Origin of the sequence: Buttiauxella noackiae, assembly GCF_000737905.1 — a bacterium.
Classification (GTDB): domain Bacteria; phylum Pseudomonadota; class Gammaproteobacteria; order Enterobacterales; family Enterobacteriaceae; genus Buttiauxella; species Buttiauxella noackiae.
This window is the reverse complement of record NZ_JPRU01000003.1, coordinates 52,070-70,625: the sequence shown is the minus strand read 5'-3', so window position 1 is coordinate 70,625 and position 18,556 is coordinate 52,070. Positions and strand designations below refer to the sequence as shown.

13 protein-coding genes are annotated in these 18,556 nt (G+C 51.5%); 5 read left to right on the top strand and 8 right to left on the bottom strand.

What is annotated here, in order from left to right:
* Positions 1 to 3 precede the first annotated feature (3 nt).
* Positions 4 to 2,712: an HTH-type transcriptional regulator MalT gene (malT, locus tag IX31_RS16180; protein WP_034460320.1), complete on the bottom strand. Its 2,709-nt coding sequence runs from the start codon at positions 2,710 to 2,712 to the stop codon at positions 4 to 6.
* A gap of 376 nt (positions 2,713 to 3,088) precedes the next feature.
* Here malT and malP point away from each other — a divergent pair, with 376 nt between their 5' ends.
* On the top strand, positions 3,089 to 5,491 hold the full coding sequence (gene malP / locus IX31_RS16175; RefSeq protein ID WP_034460319.1) for a maltodextrin phosphorylase: 2,403 nt from the start codon (positions 3,089 to 3,091) through the stop codon (positions 5,489 to 5,491).
* Between the two features lie 8 nt (positions 5,492 to 5,499).
* Positions 5,500 to 7,581, top strand: coding sequence for a 4-alpha-glucanotransferase (gene malQ / locus IX31_RS16170; protein WP_034460318.1), 2,082 nt, complete (start codon positions 5,500 to 5,502; stop codon positions 7,579 to 7,581).
* Positions 7,582 to 7,680: 99 nt separating this feature from the next.
* On the opposite strand, the gene nfuA is transcribed toward malQ, so the two are convergent.
* Positions 7,681 to 8,256 (bottom strand): Fe-S biogenesis protein NfuA, encoded by a 576-nt coding sequence (gene nfuA / locus IX31_RS16165; protein ID WP_034460317.1) that lies wholly within the window; start codon positions 8,254 to 8,256, stop codon positions 7,681 to 7,683.
* Between the two features lie 58 nt (positions 8,257 to 8,314).
* Entirely contained in the window at positions 8,315 to 8,998 is a 684-nt protein-coding gene (gene gntX, locus IX31_RS16160; protein ID WP_034460316.1) for a DNA utilization protein GntX, read from the bottom strand.
* A gap of 38 nt (positions 8,999 to 9,036) precedes the next feature.
* Here gntX and bioH point away from each other — a divergent pair, with 38 nt between their 5' ends.
* Complete coding sequence (bioH, locus tag IX31_RS16155; protein WP_034460315.1) at positions 9,037 to 9,807, top strand: pimeloyl-ACP methyl ester esterase BioH; 771 nt, start codon at positions 9,037 to 9,039, stop codon at positions 9,805 to 9,807.
* Positions 9,808 to 9,892: 85 nt separating this feature from the next.
* On the opposite strand, the gene feoC is transcribed toward bioH, so the two are convergent.
* The 5 genes from feoC to greB all read right to left on the bottom strand — a co-directional run bounded on the left by feoC (position 9,893) and on the right by greB (position 16,179).
* Positions 9,893 to 10,132: a [Fe-S]-dependent transcriptional repressor FeoC gene (feoC, locus tag IX31_RS16150; protein WP_034460314.1), complete on the bottom strand. Its 240-nt coding sequence runs from the start codon at positions 10,130 to 10,132 to the stop codon at positions 9,893 to 9,895.
* A gap of 9 nt (positions 10,133 to 10,141) precedes the next feature.
* Positions 10,142 to 12,463 carry a Fe(2+) transporter permease subunit FeoB gene (gene feoB, locus IX31_RS16145; protein ID WP_034460313.1) on the bottom strand — a complete coding sequence of 774 codons (2,322 nt, stop codon included), beginning with the start codon at positions 12,461 to 12,463 and terminating at the stop codon, positions 10,142 to 10,144.
* Positions 12,464 to 12,517: 54 nt separating this feature from the next.
* Entirely contained in the window at positions 12,518 to 12,742 is a 225-nt protein-coding gene (gene feoA, locus IX31_RS16140; protein ID WP_034460312.1) for a ferrous iron transporter A, read from the bottom strand.
* Positions 12,743 to 13,254: 512 nt separating this feature from the next.
* Entirely contained in the window at positions 13,255 to 15,585 is a 2,331-nt protein-coding gene (locus tag IX31_RS16135) for a Tex family protein (RefSeq protein ID WP_034460311.1), read from the bottom strand.
* 120 nt (positions 15,586 to 15,705) lie between these two features.
* Positions 15,706 to 16,179: a transcription elongation factor GreB gene (gene greB, locus IX31_RS16130; protein WP_034460310.1), complete on the bottom strand. Its 474-nt coding sequence runs from the start codon at positions 16,177 to 16,179 to the stop codon at positions 15,706 to 15,708.
* Positions 16,180 to 16,416: 237 nt separating this feature from the next.
* On the opposite strand from greB, the gene ompR reads away from it, so the two are divergent.
* Both ompR and envZ read left to right on the top strand, forming a co-directional pair.
* Positions 16,417 to 17,136, top strand: coding sequence for an osmolarity response regulator transcription factor OmpR (ompR, locus tag IX31_RS16125; protein WP_001157751.1), 720 nt, complete (start codon positions 16,417 to 16,419; stop codon positions 17,134 to 17,136).
* Positions 17,133 to 18,485 (top strand): two-component system sensor histidine kinase EnvZ, encoded by a 1,353-nt coding sequence (envZ, locus tag IX31_RS16120; RefSeq protein ID WP_034460303.1) that lies wholly within the window; start codon positions 17,133 to 17,135, stop codon positions 18,483 to 18,485. The genes ompR and envZ overlap by 4 nt, the downstream gene beginning before the upstream one ends.
* Positions 18,486 to 18,556: the final 71 nt, after the last annotated feature.

Here is an 18,556-nt window from a genome sequence, read left to right as displayed (position 1 = left end):
AAGCTAAACTCCGTAACCCATCATCTTCAGCAATTTCTGCGCATGCTGCACCGCATCCTGGCGATGCGCGACACCCAGCTTCTGATACAAATTACGAATGTGCGTTTTAATCGTCGTCGCCGCGACATCCAGCTCTCCGGCAATTTGTTCATTGCTGTAGCCTGAATAAATCAGCCCTAAAACCTGCCATTCGCGCTGAGTCAGTGGACTGGTACGAATAAGCTCCGGTACTTCAGGGTGCGTCAGCAAACGGTTAACAAAGTTCTCATCAAAATGGGCAAACTTATGGCGATGGTGCTGGTTAATTTCACGCAAAATGCGCTGCGCGCGGTGTTGATCCAGCTCAGGTAGTGTGTTGAGTTGAATTAACTGGCGCAACTGCTGCGCCATCGCTTCACCTTCAATAACAAAGTGGCTGATAAACCCTGTACGGTTAGCTAAAGCGAGTGCTTCCAGCAACACGCGCTGCGCATCGCTTTTACGTCCCGCCTGCCAGTAAAGCTGGTTTAACAAAAGCAAGTTGCGGTTTAGATCGCTCATCAAACGCAGGCTGCGCGCATTTTCGTTTAACTCTTCGAGCACCATTTCGGCGGGTTCAAAGTCACTCAGCAAAATTTGCGCGCGAGCGATGTTACGCCACTGGCTTTGCAGGAAATGGTTATTGGCAAATTCTGGCTTCGGCGTCAGGCGTAGCCAGTTGGCGGCAGATTTTTTGTCCCCCGTCATTTGCCAGTAGATCACCCGTACTTTGTCGGCGTTGGAAACCCAGTCGCTATGGAACGAACCATTGCCCAGCAAGTTTTCAAGTCGATTCAGGTGATTACGCGCATTGTCCAGGTCGCCTCGCGCCAACGAACATTGCACTAACAACGCCATGCACTGTAATTGCTGTTGTGGCTGATAGCCTGAAAGTACTTCCAGACCCATACGCGTGGTTGCTTCAGCTTCATCCAGGCGCGACCACGCCCAAAGTAATTGCGCGCGAATACGCAGTAAAAACTCATGCAGCGGGAGCTGTTCCAGATGCTGCTCTTCAATCAATGCGAAGGCTTTCTCTTGCGATTCCCAGGCAGACTGAAGAAAACCTTGTGCCAGCAAGATTTCGCTCTGCTGGCATAGGCCCCATAACGCGTAATGCCACATATCGTGGCGGCGCGCCATCTGCTCAGTTTGCTGCATAACAGACAGCGATTTGGTGAGCTCACCTTTGCAGTGCAGCACTTCACCGTGAACTGAAGTTGCGACAATACGGCTGTAGAAACTGGCCAGTGGCAGCATGTCGAGAGCAATCATGGCCAGACGCTCTGCTTCGTCAGGGTTGCCGTCATTAATTGCGACCTGGGCACGCAGGGCGTTAAATTCACCATGTATGACATCGTCCATCACGACATCCATTTCCTGTTCAGCACGCGCGAGAAGAGTGTTGACTTCGCTGTAGCGGTGCTGGCTTTGCATTAGCCACGCCTGAAGCAAAACCAGTTTTGGATTTTCCAGCAGACTTTCCCACGGCAGCGCTTTTAACGACTCTTCCAGTAACGTGAGTTCGCTGTGGTTGAACAGCGCCCAGGCATGATGCAGCAAGATATCGCGTAGCAAACTGGCGTCACCTGCAGCAAGGGCGTGGTGAATAGCTTCGCTTGGGAAGCCCTGCGCCATCCAGCTTTCTGCTGCGGCGCGATGAATATCAGGAAGTTCTGTGGCCAGTTCCCATTGGCAGCGCTGGCGCAAGAAATTGCCAAACAGTGGGTGAAAACGGAACCACTCGCCGCTGTCATCCATGCGCTGAATGAATAGCCCTTGCCGTTCTGTCTCTTCAAGGCGCATCTGGCCGTTTTCTTCGCCGGTGACGCGCACAATTAAGGCGTCGTTCATCGAACGTAGAATCGAACTGCGCAGCAGGAAGTTACGGGTTTGTGCATCGACATTATCCAGTACTTCATCGGCCAGATAGTCGGATAAGTGGCTGGCATTTATGCCCGAAAGACGACGCGCGGAGTGATGCGCCGAGGAGTTACTGTTCTGACGTGCGGAAAGCGCGATTAATTGCAGCGCAGTAGCCCACCCCGCGACATCATCACACAGGCTGTTGCTGTCGGTATGTTCGAGCGGCGAATTCAGCCGATGGTCAAAGAACTGTTTCGCTTCTGGATGTGTGAATGCAAGTTGCTGGCTACCAATTTCCAGCAGTTGGTCGCGTACGCGTAAATTGGCGATACCCAGCTGTGGCAAATTGCGCGACAACACGACCAGCGTCATATTTTCTGGCTGGTGGCGAATGAAAAAGCGCATAGCTTCATGAATGACAGGGTTGGTTATTAGGTGGTAATCATCAATCACTAAAAATAGTGGGCGATGCCATTCCACCATTTCAATAAAGAGCTGTGCGAATAAAGCTGTCAGGCTGGAGTATTGGCGTTTTTGCACCATCACTTCGCTGGTCACACAATGACCCGATGTGGCTTGTTGAATCGCCGCTATCAAATAGCTGGCGAACCGTTCTTGTTGGTTATCACCCTCATCCAGAGAGTACCAACCTAACTCATTTTTCCCTGCCGCCCACTGAGAAATCAGTGTGGTTTTCCCATAACCCGCCGGGCTGGTTATTAGCGCCAGCCGATAGTTATTAGCTGTTGATAATTTCATCAACAGCCGGTCGCGTACCACCGTATTTTCCAGACGTACTGGACGACTTAATTTGGAGGGGATCAGCATGGTCAATCACTTCACTGTGTATGAGATATGCACGAATGCGATTTTTTTCACGCTTCGTAATTAATACTAACTACAAGGTCGACCAGATTAAGGCTTATTGCAAGATTGTTAAGGGTTTCAGGCGTTGTAAGTTGCACTTTGTCACAATTCTATTGATTAGATGAATCTAATCGAGGCGTAGAGGAGGTCGAAGTAAAAACTCAGTGCTTGTGGGCATTCTGCCAGCAAGCACCTAACTTTAAGTGGCGGCGATCACATTTCTAGCTACTCCCCGGTACTCATCCCTCCGTAATCCCCCTCAGGATGAGGAATTCGCCCAGGCCACCCGGCACACTAACGGGTAATGAAATTAGAACATCACAGGACCCGAGCCCCTATGTCACAGACGACCTTCAATAAAGCACAATTTCAGGCTGCACTGACACGTCAGTGGCAGCGTTACGGACTACATTCCGCCGCTGAAATGACTCAGCAACAATGGTGGCATGCCGTCAGCGGCGCGTTGGCAGAATTGTTGGCAGCACAGCCTGTCGCGAAAACAGAGAAGAACCAGCGCCACGTAAACTACATTTCGATGGAGTTTTTGATTGGTCGTCTGACGGGTAACAATTTACTGAACCTCGGTTGGTATCAGGAAGTGGCAGACGAGCTGAAAGCGTTCGATATCAACCTGACCGATTTGCTGGAAGAAGAGACCGACCCGGCGCTAGGCAATGGTGGCCTGGGACGTCTTGCTGCGTGTTTCCTGGATTCTATGGCAACGGTTGGTCAGTCTGCGATTGGTTACGGTCTGAATTACCAATACGGTTTGTTCCGCCAATCCTTCCAGGATGGCCACCAGATGGAAGCGCCTGACGACTGGAAGCGGGGTAGCTACCCATGGTTCCAGCATAATGTGGCACTTGATGTGCAAGTGGGTGTCGGCGGTAAAGTGATTAAAGACGGCAAAACCGTGCGTTGGGAACCGGCTTTTATTTTCCACGGCGAAGCATGGGATTTGCCGGTCATCGGCTACCGTAACGGCGTGGCGCAACCGCTGCGTTTATGGCAGGCGAAACATGCCCATCCGTTTGATTTAACGAAATTCAATGACGGCGATTTCCTGAAAGCAGAACAGCAGGGCATCGACGCGGAAAAACTGACCAAGGTTCTCTACCCGAACGACAACCATCTGAACGGCAAAAAACTGCGCCTGATGCAGCAGTATTTCCAGTGCGCATGTTCAGTGGGCGATATTTTACGTCGTCACCATCTGGCGGGCCGCAAGCTTGCGGAACTGGCTGATTACGAAGTGATTCAGCTTAATGACACCCACCCAACTATCGCCATTCCTGAGCTGCTGCGTGTGCTGATCGACGAGCATCAATTGAGCTGGGACGAAGCCTGGGCCATCACCAGCAAAACCTTCGCCTACACCAACCACACGCTGATGCCTGAAGCGCTGGAGTGCTGGGACGAGAAACTGGTGAAAGCGTTGTTGCCACGCCATATGCAGATTATCAATGAGATCAACGCACGCTTTAAGAAGCTGGTTACTAAAACCTGGCCGGGTGATGAAGCCGTTTGGGCGAAACTGGCCGTGGTACATGACAAACAAGTTCGTATGGCGAACATGTGCGTGGTCAGTGGCTTTGCGGTAAATGGCGTGGCGGCGTTGCACTCCGATCTGGTAGTGAAAGATCTGTTCCCGGAATATCACCAGCTGTGGCCGAACAAATTCCATAACGTCACCAACGGCATTACGCCGCGCCGCTGGATCAAACAATGCAACCCGGCATTGGCTGCTCTTCTTGATAAGAAATTGAAGAAAGAGTGGGCGAACGATCTGGATGTGCTTGAAGGACTAGAAAAATACGCCGATGACGCAAAATTCCGCAAAGAATACCGCGACATCAAATATCAGAACAAAGTGAAGCTGGCGGCGTTTGTGAAAGCACGCACCGGCATTGTGATAAGCCCGGATGCGCTGTTCGACGTGCAAATCAAACGCCTGCACGAATACAAACGCCAGCACCTGAACCTGCTGCACATTTTGGCGCAGTACAAAGAGATTCGTGAAAACCCGACTGCTTCCCGCGTACCACGTGTATATCTGTTCGGCGCGAAAGCAGCACCAGGTTACTACCTCGCTAAGAATATTATCTTCGCCATCAACAAAGTGGCGCATGCGATCAACAACGATCCGATCGTCGGTGATCAGCTGAAAGTCGTATTCCTGCCGGATTACTGTGTATCTGCGGCAGAAGTAATGATTCCGGCGGCGGATATTTCAGAGCAAATTTCTACTGCAGGTAAAGAAGCTTCCGGTACTGGCAACATGAAACTCGCGCTCAACGGTGCACTGACCGTCGGCACGCTCGATGGTGCGAACGTAGAAATTGCCGAGAAAGTGGGCGAGGAAAACATCTTTATCTTTGGTCATACCGTGGAACAAGTGAAAGCGCTGAAAGCTAAAGGCTACGACCCGGTGAAATGGCGTAAGAAAGACAAAGCGCTGGATGCGGTACTCAAAGAACTTGAGAAGGGCATTTATGCCGATGGCGATAAACACGCGTTCGACCAGATGCTGCATAGCATCGGCAAACAAGGCGGTGACCCGTATTTAGTGATGGCAGATTTCACCGCCTATGCCGAAGCTCAGAAATTAGCGGATGCGTTGTATCTCGACCAGGAGGCATGGACTCGTGCTGCGATTCTGAACACGGCGCGTTGCGGCATGTTCAGCTCCGATCGCTCTATCCGTGATTATCAGCAACGCATCTGGCAGGCAAAACGCTAAGGGAACGCATGGACAGCAAACGTCTTGATAACGCCGCTCTTGAGGCGGGAATTAGCCCAAACTACATTAACGCCCACGGCAAACCGCAGGCTATCCCTGCGGATACCAAGCAGCGTTTGCTGGAAGCCATGAGCCGTACTACCACCTTAAAAAAGGTGGCGGTGACGCCAGTCGCAAATGTGCTGGTGTTTACCTCCGGCACTCGCATGACGACAGTGCTGGAAGGCAACGGTGATTACACATGGCAGTTGACCACCGAAGACGGTAAGCAGCACAAAGGGCATACACTGGCGGGCAAAAAGCTGACTCTGCCTACAGCGTTGGCGGAAGGCTATCACGACCTGACGGTTAGCCAGAACGAGCACCACTGGCAGTGCCGCGTGATTGTTGCGCCAAAGCGCTGTTATGAACCAGCGGCGCTTATGCGGGATGAAAAACTGTGGGGCGCATGTGTACAGCTCTATACTTTGCGTTCCGCACATAACTGGGGAATTGGTGATTTCGGCGATTTACAGCGCATGCTGGTGGATGTGGCAAAACGGGGCGGGGCGTTTATCGGCCTGAACCCAATCCACGCGCTGTATCCTGCCAATCCTGAAAGCGCCAGCCCATACAGCCCGTCGTCTCGTCGTTGGTTGAACGTTATATACATCGACGTGAACGCGGTTGATGATTTCTTGCTCAGTGATGAAGCGCAAGACTGGTGGAAAATGCCGGTCACGCAGCAAATGCTGAAAGAAGTTCGTGATGCACAGTGGGTAGATTACTCCACCGTTACCGTGCTGAAGATGGCTGCTTTGCGTATGGCGTGGAAGCAGTTTTCGCGGCGTAGCGCGCGAGACGAACAGGTTGTCGCATTCCAGAAATTTGTCCAGGAAGGCGGCGATAGCCTCTACTACCAGGCTGCTTTCGATGCGCTGCACGCTTATCAGGTCAAAGAGGATGAAATGCGTTGGGGATGGCCGGTATGGCCAGAAGGTTTCCGCGACGCGCACAATCCTGAAGTTAAAGCATTCTGCACTGAACACAGTGACGAAGTGAATTTCTATCTGTGGCTGCAATACCTTGCCTACGCTCAGTTTGATGCGTGCTGGCAAACCAGCCAGGGCTTTAAAATGCCAATTGGCTTGTATCGCGATCTGGCGGTAGGTGTTGCCGAAGGCGGCTCAGAAACCTGGTGTGACCGCGAGCTTTACTGCCTGAAAGCCTCGGTTGGAGCACCGCCGGATATTCTTGGCCCGCTAGGCCAGAACTGGGGGCTGCCGCCAATGGATCCGCATGTGATTACTGCGCGCGCCTATCAGCCGTTTATCGAACTGTTGCGCTCCAATATGACCAGCTGCGGCGCATTGCGTATAGACCACGTGATGTCGATGCTGCGTTTGTGGTGGATTCCCTATGGCGAAACCGCAGATAAAGGTGCGTATGTGCATTACCCGGTCGACGATCTCCTGTCGATACTGGCGCTGGAAAGTAAGCGCCATAACTGCATGGTGATCGGTGAAGATCTCGGGACTGTGCCGGTTGAGATCGTCGGCAAGCTGCGTGATAGCGGAGTTTACTCGTACAAAGTGCTCTATTTCGAGCACGACAGCGAAAAACAGTTCCGCGCACCGCTTGCGTGGCCGAAGCAGTCGATGGCGGTAGCTACCACCCACGATTTACCGACGCTGCGCGGTTACTGGGAAAGCGGTGATTTGACGCTGGGTAAAACGCTCGGGCTTTACCCTGATGAAGAGATGCTGACTGAGTTGTATCAGGACCGTGAACGCGCGAAACAAGGTTTGCTCGATAGCCTGCACGAATATGGTTGTTTGCCGAAACGCGCAGGGCACAAAGCCTCGCTAATGGCGATGACCTCAACGCTTAATCGCGGAATGCAGCGTTACATCGCCGACAGCAACAGTGCGTTATTGGGTCTGCAACCGGAAGATTGGTTAGGTATGGCGGAGCCGGTGAATATTCCAGGGACCAGCTACCAATACAAAAACTGGCGACGCAAGTTGTCGACATCGCTTGAGGCAATGTTCGCAGACGAAACCGTAAATAAGTTGCTGAAGGATTTAGATAAGCGGCGGAAGAAGAGATAGGAGTTTTTGATATGTCGGGTGGCGCTAGTGCTTACCCGACCTACAACATCGTTTTGCGTAGGGTGGATAAGCGCAAGCGCTATCCACCGCTATTTCGCATCAGTAGTAAGAGTGCTCGCCACGCTGGTGTTCGGTCAAATCACGAACGCCTTTCAGTTCAGGGAACTCTGCCAGCAGTTGCTTCTCGATGCCTTCTTTCAGGGTCACATCGACCATTGAACAGCCGTTACAGCCGCCGCCGAATTGCAGAATCGCAAAACCTTCGTCGGTAATTTCCATCAGCGTCACACGACCGCCGTGGCCTGCCAGCTGTGGGTTAACCGTGGCTTGCAGCATATATTCAACGCGCTCCATCAGCGGTGCATCGTCAGACACTTTACGCATTTTGGCGTTTGGTGCTTTCAGTGTCAGCTGCGAGCCAAGCTGGTCGGTGACGAAATCAATTTCAGCATCTTCGAGGTAAGGCGCGCTTAACTCATCCACATATGCAGTCAGCTGCTCAAATTTCAGGGCAGTATCTGAAGCTTCAACCGCATCCGGCGGACAGTAAGAAACCCCGCACTCCGCATTTGGAGTACCAGGATTGATGACGAATACGCGAATTTGCGTCCCTTCTTCCTGACCTGCCAACAGTTTGGCAAAGTGGGATTGTGCTGTATCGGAAATACGGATCATAACGATTGCTCAATAGTTGACTATTTTAGTCGGTTATAATACGCCCATCATCGAGGGTCTACAAGGTTCGACAAAGGCACCACACCTGGATAGTCGCCGCGCCCTGCTTTTTCAGCATCTGCGCAATTTCCGCCACCGTACTGCCCGTCGTGACGACATCATCCACAATAATTATATGGCGGCCTGCTACCGGAAAATCAACCCTGAAAGCACCTTTAAGATTGTTGCGTCGCATTCGGGCATTAAGCTGATGCTGTGTTTGCGCGGCTCGAATTCGTTTGATGCCCTGTGGGAGATAGTCGCATTGCAGCCAGTGTGAGAGCTGCCTTGCCAGCAGGTCGCTTTGATTAAAACCACGCAGCCAGGCACGGCGCGAATGCAATGGAACACTCACGATATAATCGGGTTTAGGCCACTGAAAATGGCGTTTTGTATCCAGAATACGTAGCAGCAGTAAGCGCGCTAAAGCTGGGGCAAGAGCAACAGTTGCGTTGAATTTGAAGCGTTGAACCAGCCAACTCATTGGTGGACAGTAATCGGTAACGAATATTAACGCATTCCACGCAGGTGGCTTTTGCAGGCATCGGCCGCAGGGGGAGTGGGTGTTTGCGCAGGGTAAACCACAGCATGGGCAACAGGGTGGTGGAATGGGTAATGCTTTGGCACACCGTGAACAGAACCCCCAATGTGCGCAAGCGAGTGGCATCTGGCATATCCAACATAGCCCAGGGACTGTTAGCATATTCGCTTCCTTGCAGATAAAAATGAGAACAGTAACTGATGAGCAAGCTTTGGTGGCAGACAAAAGGTGAAGGGAAAGATGATCTTGTGCTGCTGCACGGATGGGGACTGAATGCGGAAGTATGGCATTGCATTTGCGAGGAACTAAGCTCGCATTTTCGCCTTCATCTTGTCGACCTGCCCGGCTATGGCCGAAGCCAGGGGTTCGACGCGCTTACTCTTGAAGAAATGGCTGCTATCGTGTTGGCGCAAGCGCCAGAGCAGGCGATTTGGCTGGGCTGGAGCTTAGGTGGGCTGGTGGCAAGCCAGGTTGCACTAAACCATCCACAGCGCGTGAAAGGTTTAGTGACTATCGCTTCTTCGCCTTGTTTCACTGCGCAGGAAAGTTGGCCGGGCATCAAGCCTGAAGTTCTGGCTGGCTTCCAGCATCAGTTAAGTGAAGACTTTCAACGAACTGTTGAGCGTTTTCTGGCATTACAAACGCTGGGAACAGAAACTGCACGCCAGGATGCTCGCCGTCTGAAAGCGGTTGTGCTTGAGCAGCCTATGCCGAGCGTTGAGGTGTTAAACGGTGGTCTGGAAATTTTGAAAACGGCGGATTTACGTGAAGCGCTGAGCCAGATTACGGTGCCTTTCCTGCGTTTATATGGATATTTGGATGGGTTGGTACCGCGCAAGATCTCGGGTTTACTGAACGAGCGCTGGCCGCAAAGTGAGGCAATTATTTTCCCTAAAGCGGCCCATGCACCGTTTATTTCGCACCCGCAGGATGTTTGCCGGGTGCTTGAAGAGTTTCATCAGCAGATTTAGTCGGATGATGCTGCGCTTATCCGACCTACGCGATTGGTTTTGTAAAGTGGATAAGCCATGGTGCCATCCACTATCTACATAACCTTTACGCCCGCAACACCCACATTTCCCGAACACATTTCTTACCTTCAGGGCAGCTTTTACAGCTGCCTGTCAGACAATCGCTCGGATCTTCTGTGATACGCATTGCCTTGCCCATAGCCTCGAGGCGGCTCAGCATGGCGTTAACCAGCGGCAATGGTGTCGCGAGCTGTTGGCTAATTTGCGTCGCATCCATACGCCCTTGCAGCGCCAGTGCATCACGAATCTCAATTAAGCTCGCCATACCTTCTCCTTAGTGACAATCGCCAGCGCTACTTTTACAGCAAGCGGCTGTGACTGTTTTACGTGTAGACATCAGGCTGACATCTACACGGCTACGTGCCCGGCGTAAACCACCAATCAGCATCACATTGAACAACACCACCGCGAGGATACAGACCAGGCTGAACTGTGGATGGGCACTAAATGTCACAGTCTGGTAATAGAGTGTGGAAAGTGAATAGGCGATGTTCAGACCCCACAGAACTGAGAACATCATCCAGCCGCGGCTTGATTCACGCGCCACTGCACCCATCACCGAAATACATGGGATATAGAGCAGAACGAAAATCAGGTAGCTATAGGCCGCAGCCGCACTGCCGAATTTGCTACTCATCACGCCCATTGCGCCGCTTGCCATTTCACCATCGCCTTTGCTGGCTTCGATTGGGTTGAGCAGCACGCTCAGGCTGAAAGTGTCTTTCAGGCTTTGCCAGGTTTCACCCGCAGCACTGCCTAACTCATCAAGCAAGTTGAAGCTTGCGGCATCAAACGGTTCTTCATGCATGTCTTCAGCGGTGTAAAGCGTGTTGAGTGTACCAACCACCACTTCTTTTGCCATTGCGCCAGTAAACAGGCCAACGGTCGCTTGCCAGTTATCTTCATGGACGCCAATCGGTTTTAGCAATGGAGTCAGCACACGGCTAACTGATGCCAAAGCCGAATCATTGATGTTGTCCACTTCTTTGCCGCTAAACGAGAAACTGTTCAGTGCACCAATGAAAATACTGACGATGACGATAACTTTACCGGCACGCAGCACGAAACCTTTCAGACGTTGCCAGGTTTGCAGCAGCAGGCTTTTCAGGTGCGGAACGTGATACACCGGCAGCTCCATCACAAACGGTGTTGCTTCGCCGCGCATGATGGTGTGCTTGAGCATCAGGCCGGTCAGAATCGCCATCACGATGCCAAGAATATAGAGCGAGAAGACAACCAGCGCGCCTTGCTGCCCAAAGAATGCCGCGGCAAATACTGCAAAAATAGCCAGACGCGCACCGCATGACATAAACGGTGCCATCATGATGGTCATCAGGCGTTCACGCGGAGCATCCAGCGTACGTGCGCCCATCACCGATGGCACGTTACACCCGAATCCGACGATAAGCGGTACGAATGATTTGCCCGGTAAGCCTAGGGATTGCATCAGGCGGTCCATCACGAATGCGGCACGCGCCATGTAACCGGAGTCTTCAAGGAACGAAAGGAACAGATACATCATGCCGATTTGTGGCACCAGTGGCAGCACGGTGTTGATACCACCGCCGATACCTTGCGCTAAGAAAATCGTCAGCCAGCCTGGGAAGTGAAGTGTGGCGCCAATCCACTGAATACCGTGGATAAAGATAGCCGCAGAACCGCCGTCAAAAATGGGCTGCAATGCGCCGCCGATGTTAATCGCCAGCAAGAACATCAGGTACATCACCAGCAGGAACACAGGCAAACCGAGGAAGCGGTTAAGAATGATTTTATCCATCATTGCCGTTAAACGGTGTGGTTCGGCGGTCAGACTGTTGCTGATAGAATCGCAGATGGCGGCGATAGTTTGATAACGTGCATCGGCAATGAGCAGCGCCGGGTCTTCGTTCTCTGCTGCCAGTTGTGCACGCACCGCGTCCAGTTTGTCAGCGGCGTGACCGGCGTATTCACGGCTGTAGATATCGCCCTCAAGCATTTGCAGTGCTAACCAACGGCGCTGCTGTGCGGGCATATCGGCAGGCATTTCAGTGGCCAGCTTGTCGGCTTCTTCAAGCAGTTTTGGCGGGTAAAGTACTAAATCGCTATGTGCATTTGGCAGACGGCGGTCGATTGCCAGTTTCAGGCCTTCTATGCCACGGCCACGAGTGGAAACCAGGGGTACAACCGGGCAGCCCAAACGTGCGGCGAGTGCGTCGATATCAATGCGAATATCTTGCTTCTCGGCGATGTCGAGCATGTTGAGCGCAACGACACAAGGAATGCCCAGTTCAAGAAGTTGTAACGTCAGATAGAGATTACGTTCGAGGTTAGACGCATCGACAACGTTAATGAGCAGGTCGGCGTCACCGCTGAGAATGTAGTGGCAGGCAATTTGTTCATCGAGGGAGGTTTGCGATGAAATGGTGGTCAGCGAGTAAGTGCCGGGCAAGTCAACCAGGGTGACCTGGTGCGCAAGCGTTGAAAACTGGCCTTCTTTACGTTCTACGGTAACGCCCGCCCAGTTACCAACCCGCTGGCGTGAACCAGTGAGTTGGTTGAATAAGGTGGTTTTCCCTGAGTTAGGGTTACCTATTAAGCCGATAGTTAATTTTTTCATTTTTTTCGTGAACTTAAAGAAAATAGCAACGAGCGCGAACGCTCACCCCGCCAATCAGGCAATGGCTTCAACGTGCAGCAATTCGAGATCTTTTTTACGTAGTACCAAACTGACGCGACGTGTTTCGATATGAATCGGATCGCCTAACGGCGCAACACGTACAACGTTGAATGAAGAGCCTGGCAACATACCGAGTGATAATAATTTTTGGCGGTATGACGGGCTAATTTCACTGGCAAAACCGGTAATCTTCCACGCACTACTTGGTAAGAAACGCATAGGACCTACTTAGAGCTGGGCTCGGGTATTTAAAAATATCGTTGGGCATTGAGGAGAAATAACGAACAAATCAATGATAATGAGAATGGTTTCTGTCTTCAATAATTATTTTTATGGTGAACGGCGCGTTTAAATTTATTTTTTCAGAGGGATTTTATTTATTAGATATGTTGGTTGTATAAGCTATTTTTATATAAAAACCATTAATAACAGTATGTTGTGTTTGTTTTAAAATGATAATTTTATTATTTTATCTCTTTTAATGTTGTCATGATATTTCAGGTGTTACATGTTTGATAAATATTAGTGGTGTTTTTATATTTTTGCGAAAATTGATCTATCGCAAACTCACTCTATTTTCTGACGAATTACTGCGGATGCTAAAGAAATGTTATTCATTCGCTGCGGGGAATGAAACAAGCAAATTGTGCTGAATTTAACTCTGAGGAAATGCATGCGGGTTTATTCCGCCCCCTCCTGATGAAAGGAGAGGGGGAAATCAGCATTAAGGATTAACGTTTCTTACCCAATGCCGCTGCCAGTGCATCACTCATCGCACTGTTACCGGCGCTGTTGCTGGTGTTTTCACGGCCGCGAGGTTTTTGTTGCTGTGCCGGGCGGCGTTCGGTTTGCTCGCGTGGTGCACTGCCACGGCGGTTGGACTCGCCCGGTTGCTCATCCAGACGCATGGTCAGCGCAATACGTTTGCGCGCCAGATCCACTTCAATCACTTTCACTTTGACGATATCCCCGGCTTTCACCACTTTGTGCGGGTCGTCGATGAACTTGTCAGAAAGTGAGGATATGTGGACTAAACCGTCCTGATGTACGCCGATATCCACAAACGCGCCGAAGTTGGTGACGTTCGTGACAGCACCTTCCAACACCATGCCAGGCTGAAGATCGTTCATAGTTTCAACGCCATCAGCAAACTTCGCAGTTTTGAACTCAGGGCGCGGGTCACGGCCTGGTTTTTCCAGCTCTTTGATGATGTCGGTAACTGTTGGTACACCAAAACGTTCATCGGTGAAATCGCGTGGGCTCAGACCGCGTAACGCTTCACCATTACCCATCAAATCCTGCAGTGCTTGCTCGGTCGCAGCCAGGATGCGCTCAACAATCGGATACGCTTCCGGGTGCACGGTGGAGGCATCGAGTGGGTTATCGCCGTGGTTAATACGCAGGAAGCCCGCGCACTGCTCAAAGGCTTTTGGCCCAAGGCGGCTGACTTTCAGCAACTGCTGGCGGTTCTGGAAACGGCCATTCTCATCACGCCAGTTGACGATGTTCTGCGCCATCATGCGCGTTAAACCTGCCACGCGAGTCAGTAGCGGCACAGACGCAGTGTTCAGATCCACACCCACGGCGTTTACGCAGTCTTCGACTACCGCATCAAGCTTTTTAGCTAGTTGAGACTGACTAACATCGTGCTGATACTGGCCGACACCGATAGATTTCGGATCGATTTTTACCAGTTCGGCAAGCGGGTCTTGCAGACGGCGGGCAATCGAAACCGCGCCACGGATCGAAACATCGAGATCAGGGAATTCCAGCGCTGCAAGCTCAGATGCGGAATACACTGATGCCCCCGCTTCGCTGACGATGACTTTCTGCGCGGTGACTTTCGGGAATTGTTGCTGCACATCGAGGAAGAAGCGCTCGGTTTCACGTGATGCTGTTCCGTTGCCGATAGCGACCAGCTCAACATTGTGCTTCTCGCACAGTGCAGCAACAGCAACAGCGGCTTTTGCGGCTTGTCCGGTATGTGGGTAAATGGTGTCGGTGGCAACCAGTTTGCCGGTTGCATCAACCACCGCCACTTTTACGCCAGTACGCAGGCCCGGATCGAGGCCCATTGTGGCACGTAAGCCAGCAGGTGCCGCCATTAACAAGTCGTGGAGGTTACGGGCGAAAACGTTAATTGCTTCGTCTTCAGCACGTTCACGTACGGTTCCCATTAGTTCGGTTTCGAGGTGCATCAGCACTTTGATGCGCCATGTCCAGCTCACTACCGCACGGCGCCAGGCATCTGCTGGGGCGTTGTTCAGGCGCAAACCGAGATGGTCGATAATGATTTGTTCGCAATAGCTTTCACGCGGCGGTTCATCGTGTTGCGGATCGGCATTCAGCGCGAGCTGCAAAATGCCTTCGTTACGGCCTCGGAACATGGCGAGGGCGCGGTGAGAAGGAGCGGTGGCGATAGGTTCGTGATGGTCGAAGTAGTCGCGGAATTTCGCGCCTTCCTCTTCCTTACCACTGACCACGGTAGCCACCAGATGTGCGTTCTTCCACAGGTAGTTACGCACTTTTGCCAGCAGCGCGGCATCTTCGGCAAAACGCTCCATCAGAATGTAGCGTGCGCCATCGAGTGCGGCTTTAGTATCAGCAACACCTTTATCGGCATCAACGTAACTTGCAGCGGCTTCTTCCGGTGTGTGGGAAGGATCATTCCACAGCAACTCGGCCAGTGGCTCAAGACCTGCTTCGATAGCAATCTGCCCGCGTGTACGGCGCTTTTGCTTATACGGTAAATAGAGGTCTTCGAGCTCGGTTTTACTCAGCGTGCCGTTGATGGCTGCGGCGAGTTCGTCACTTAATTTACCCTGCTCGGTAATTGATTTAAGGATCGTCTGACGACGGTCTTCTAATTCGCGCAGATAGCCCAGACGAGTTTCGAGCTGACGCAGTTGCGTGTCATCCAGACCGCCGGTGACTTCCTTACGATAACGTGCAATAAACGGCACGGTATTCCCTTCATCCAGCAGGCGAACGGCGGCATCAACCTGTTCGTTTCGGGCTTTTAGCTCGCTGGCAATAATGCGGCAGAGTGAATCATTCATCATGGCTTTTCATCTGAGTTAGTCGGAATTATTTGGGGATAGTTATACGGATTGGAGGGTAAAAATGCCAGCCGCAGCGCCCGACAGGTGATGAATCGGACTGTTCTGTTGCTGGCCTGTATGCTATTTCACATACTCGATTTCATTAACGTACCACTGCGCTTCTCCGGCGGGTGTCTGCACAACGGCGAGGTCACCCACTTCTTTTTTCAGCAATGCTCGCGCCATCGGTGAATCGATAGAAATGTAATCTTTGCGTCCAAAAATCTCGTCGTAACCGACGATGCGAAAACGCATCTGGTTTCCTGCATCATTTTCAATCTCGACCCACGCGCCAAAGAACACTTTTCCTTCTTGTTGCGGTGAATAGTCGACAATTTTCAACTGTTCGAGGCATTTCGTGAGATAACGCACTCTACGATCTATTTCTCGCAGGCGTTTTTTGTTGTACTGGTAGTCGGCATTTTCACTGCGATCGCCAAGGCTTGCCGCCCAGGTGACCTTTTTTGTCACCTCTGGACGCTCTTCACGCCACAAGGTGTCCTTTTCTTGTTTGAGCTTTTCATAGCCTTCGCGGGTAATTAATGGCGTTTTCATCAGCAAGCCTTGCATGGGTGAAACAATTAACGGTGATTTAAACCGAAATATCAGGGTGATGGCAATCCCGGAGATTTGCGAAGTAAGTCATTGTTCTGTGCTAAAAAGTGCCTATAACCATCTGTTTAATATGCTTTGTAACAATTTCGACTAGAATATATACCAGATTTGACTGGTCGTAACGTCGCAGTTTTTTAAGAATACGCACTCACTGTTCGAGCCTTTGGGAGTATAAGAATGCAAGAGAATTATAAGATTCTGGTCGTGGATGACGACATGCGCCTGCGTGCGCTGCTAGAGCGTTATCTCACCGAACAAGGCTTCCAGGTCCGTAGCGTTGCTAACGCAGAACAGATGGATCGCCTGCTAACCCGTGAGTCCTTCCACCTGATGGTGCTTGATTTGATGCTGCCGGGGGAAGATGGCTTGTCTATCTGCCGCCGTCTACGCAGCCAAAGCAATCCAATGCCAATCATTATGGTTACCGCGAAAGGCGAAGAAGTTGACCGTATTGTTGGTCTTGAAATTGGGGCTGATGACTACATTCCAAAACCTTTTAACCCGCGTGAGCTGCTTGCACGTATCCGTGCTGTTCTTCGCCGTCAGGCTAATGAACTGCCTGGTGCACCTTCTCAGGAAGAGGCGGTTATTGCGTTTGGTAAGTTTAAGCTGAATCTCGGCACTCGCGAGATGTTCCGTGAAGATGAACCTATGCCATTAACCAGTGGCGAGTTTGCGGTACTGAAAGCGCTGGTGAGCCATCCGCGTGAGCCGTTGTCTCGCGATAAGCTGATGAACCTGGCGCGTGGACGTGAATACAGTGCGATGGAACGCTCAATCGACGTGCAGATTTCTCGTCTGCGCCGCATGGTTGAAGAAGACCCTGCGCATCCTCGCTACATCCAGACCGTATGGGGCCTGGGCTACGTATTCGTGCCGGACGGTTCCAAGGCATGAGGCGAGTCCGCTTCTCCCCCAGAAGCTCGTTTGCACGCACGTTGTTACTGATTGTCACCTTGCTGTTCGTCAGCCTGGTGACGACCTATCTTGTGGTGCTGAACTTCGCCATTCTGCCGAGTTTGCAGCAGTTTAATAAGGTACTGGCTTACGAAGTCCGTATGCTGATGACCGATAAGCTGCAACTGGAAGATGGCACGCAACTGGTGGTTCCGCCTGCATTTCGGCGTGAAATCTATCGTGAATTGGGTATCTCTCTTTATTCCAATGAAGCGGCGGAAGACGCGGGTTTACGCTGGGCGCAGCATTACGAATTCCTCAGCCATCAAATGGCGCAGCAACTGGGTGGCCCAACCGAAGTTCGTGTTGAGGTAAACAAAAGCTCGCCGGTTGTCTGGCTGAAGACATGGCTGTCACCGAATATCTGGGTTCGCGTTCCTCTTACTGAAATTCATCAGGGCGATTTCTCGCCGCTGTTCCGCTATACGCTGGCGATAATGCTGCTGGCGATAGGCGGCGCATGGCTGTTTATTCGGATTCAGAACCGACCCTTGGTTGACCTTGAACATGCTGCTTTACAAGTGGGCAAGGGCATTATTCCGCCCCCGCTTCGTGAATATGGTGCATCTGAGGTGCGCTCTGTGACCCGGGCGTTCAACCATATGGCTGCTGGTGTGAAGCAACTGGCCGATGACCGTACATTATTGATGGCAGGTGTTAGTCACGATTTGCGTACACCGCTCACTCGTATTCGTCTGGCAACAGAAATGATGAGTGAAGAAGATGGCTATTTATCTGAGTCAATTAACAAAGATATCGAAGAATGTAATGCGATAATCGAGCAGTTCATCGATTACCTGCGTACCGGGCAAGAGATGCCACTGGAAACCGCCGATCTCAACACGGTGTTGGGCGAAGTGGTGGCTGCGGAAAGTGGCTATGAGCGCGAAATCGACACCGATCTGCAAGCAGGAGAATTGCTGGTCAATATCCATCCGTTATCCATTAAACGTGCTGCGGCCAATATGGTGGTGAATGCTGCACGTTACGGAAATGGTTGGATTAAAGTCAGCAGTGGCGGTGAGTTAAACCGTGCCTGGTTCCAGGTGGAAGATGACGGCCCAGGGATTAAACCTGACCAGCTCAAACACCTGTTCCAACCTTTCGTGCGTGGCGATAGCGCGCGTAGCACCAGCGGCACCGGTTTGGGACTGGCGATTGTGCAGCGTATTATCGACAACCATAACGGCTTGTTGGATATCGGCGTTAGTGAGCGGGGCGGTTTGCGGATACGGGCTTATTTACCGTTACCGATGAACAAAACGGTCAGCCAGCTAAAAGAAAGCTGAGTGATAAATAAAAAGCGAACCTCGAAGGTTCGCTTTTTTGTCGGTCGGGTTAGCGTAGATGGTGGATGTCA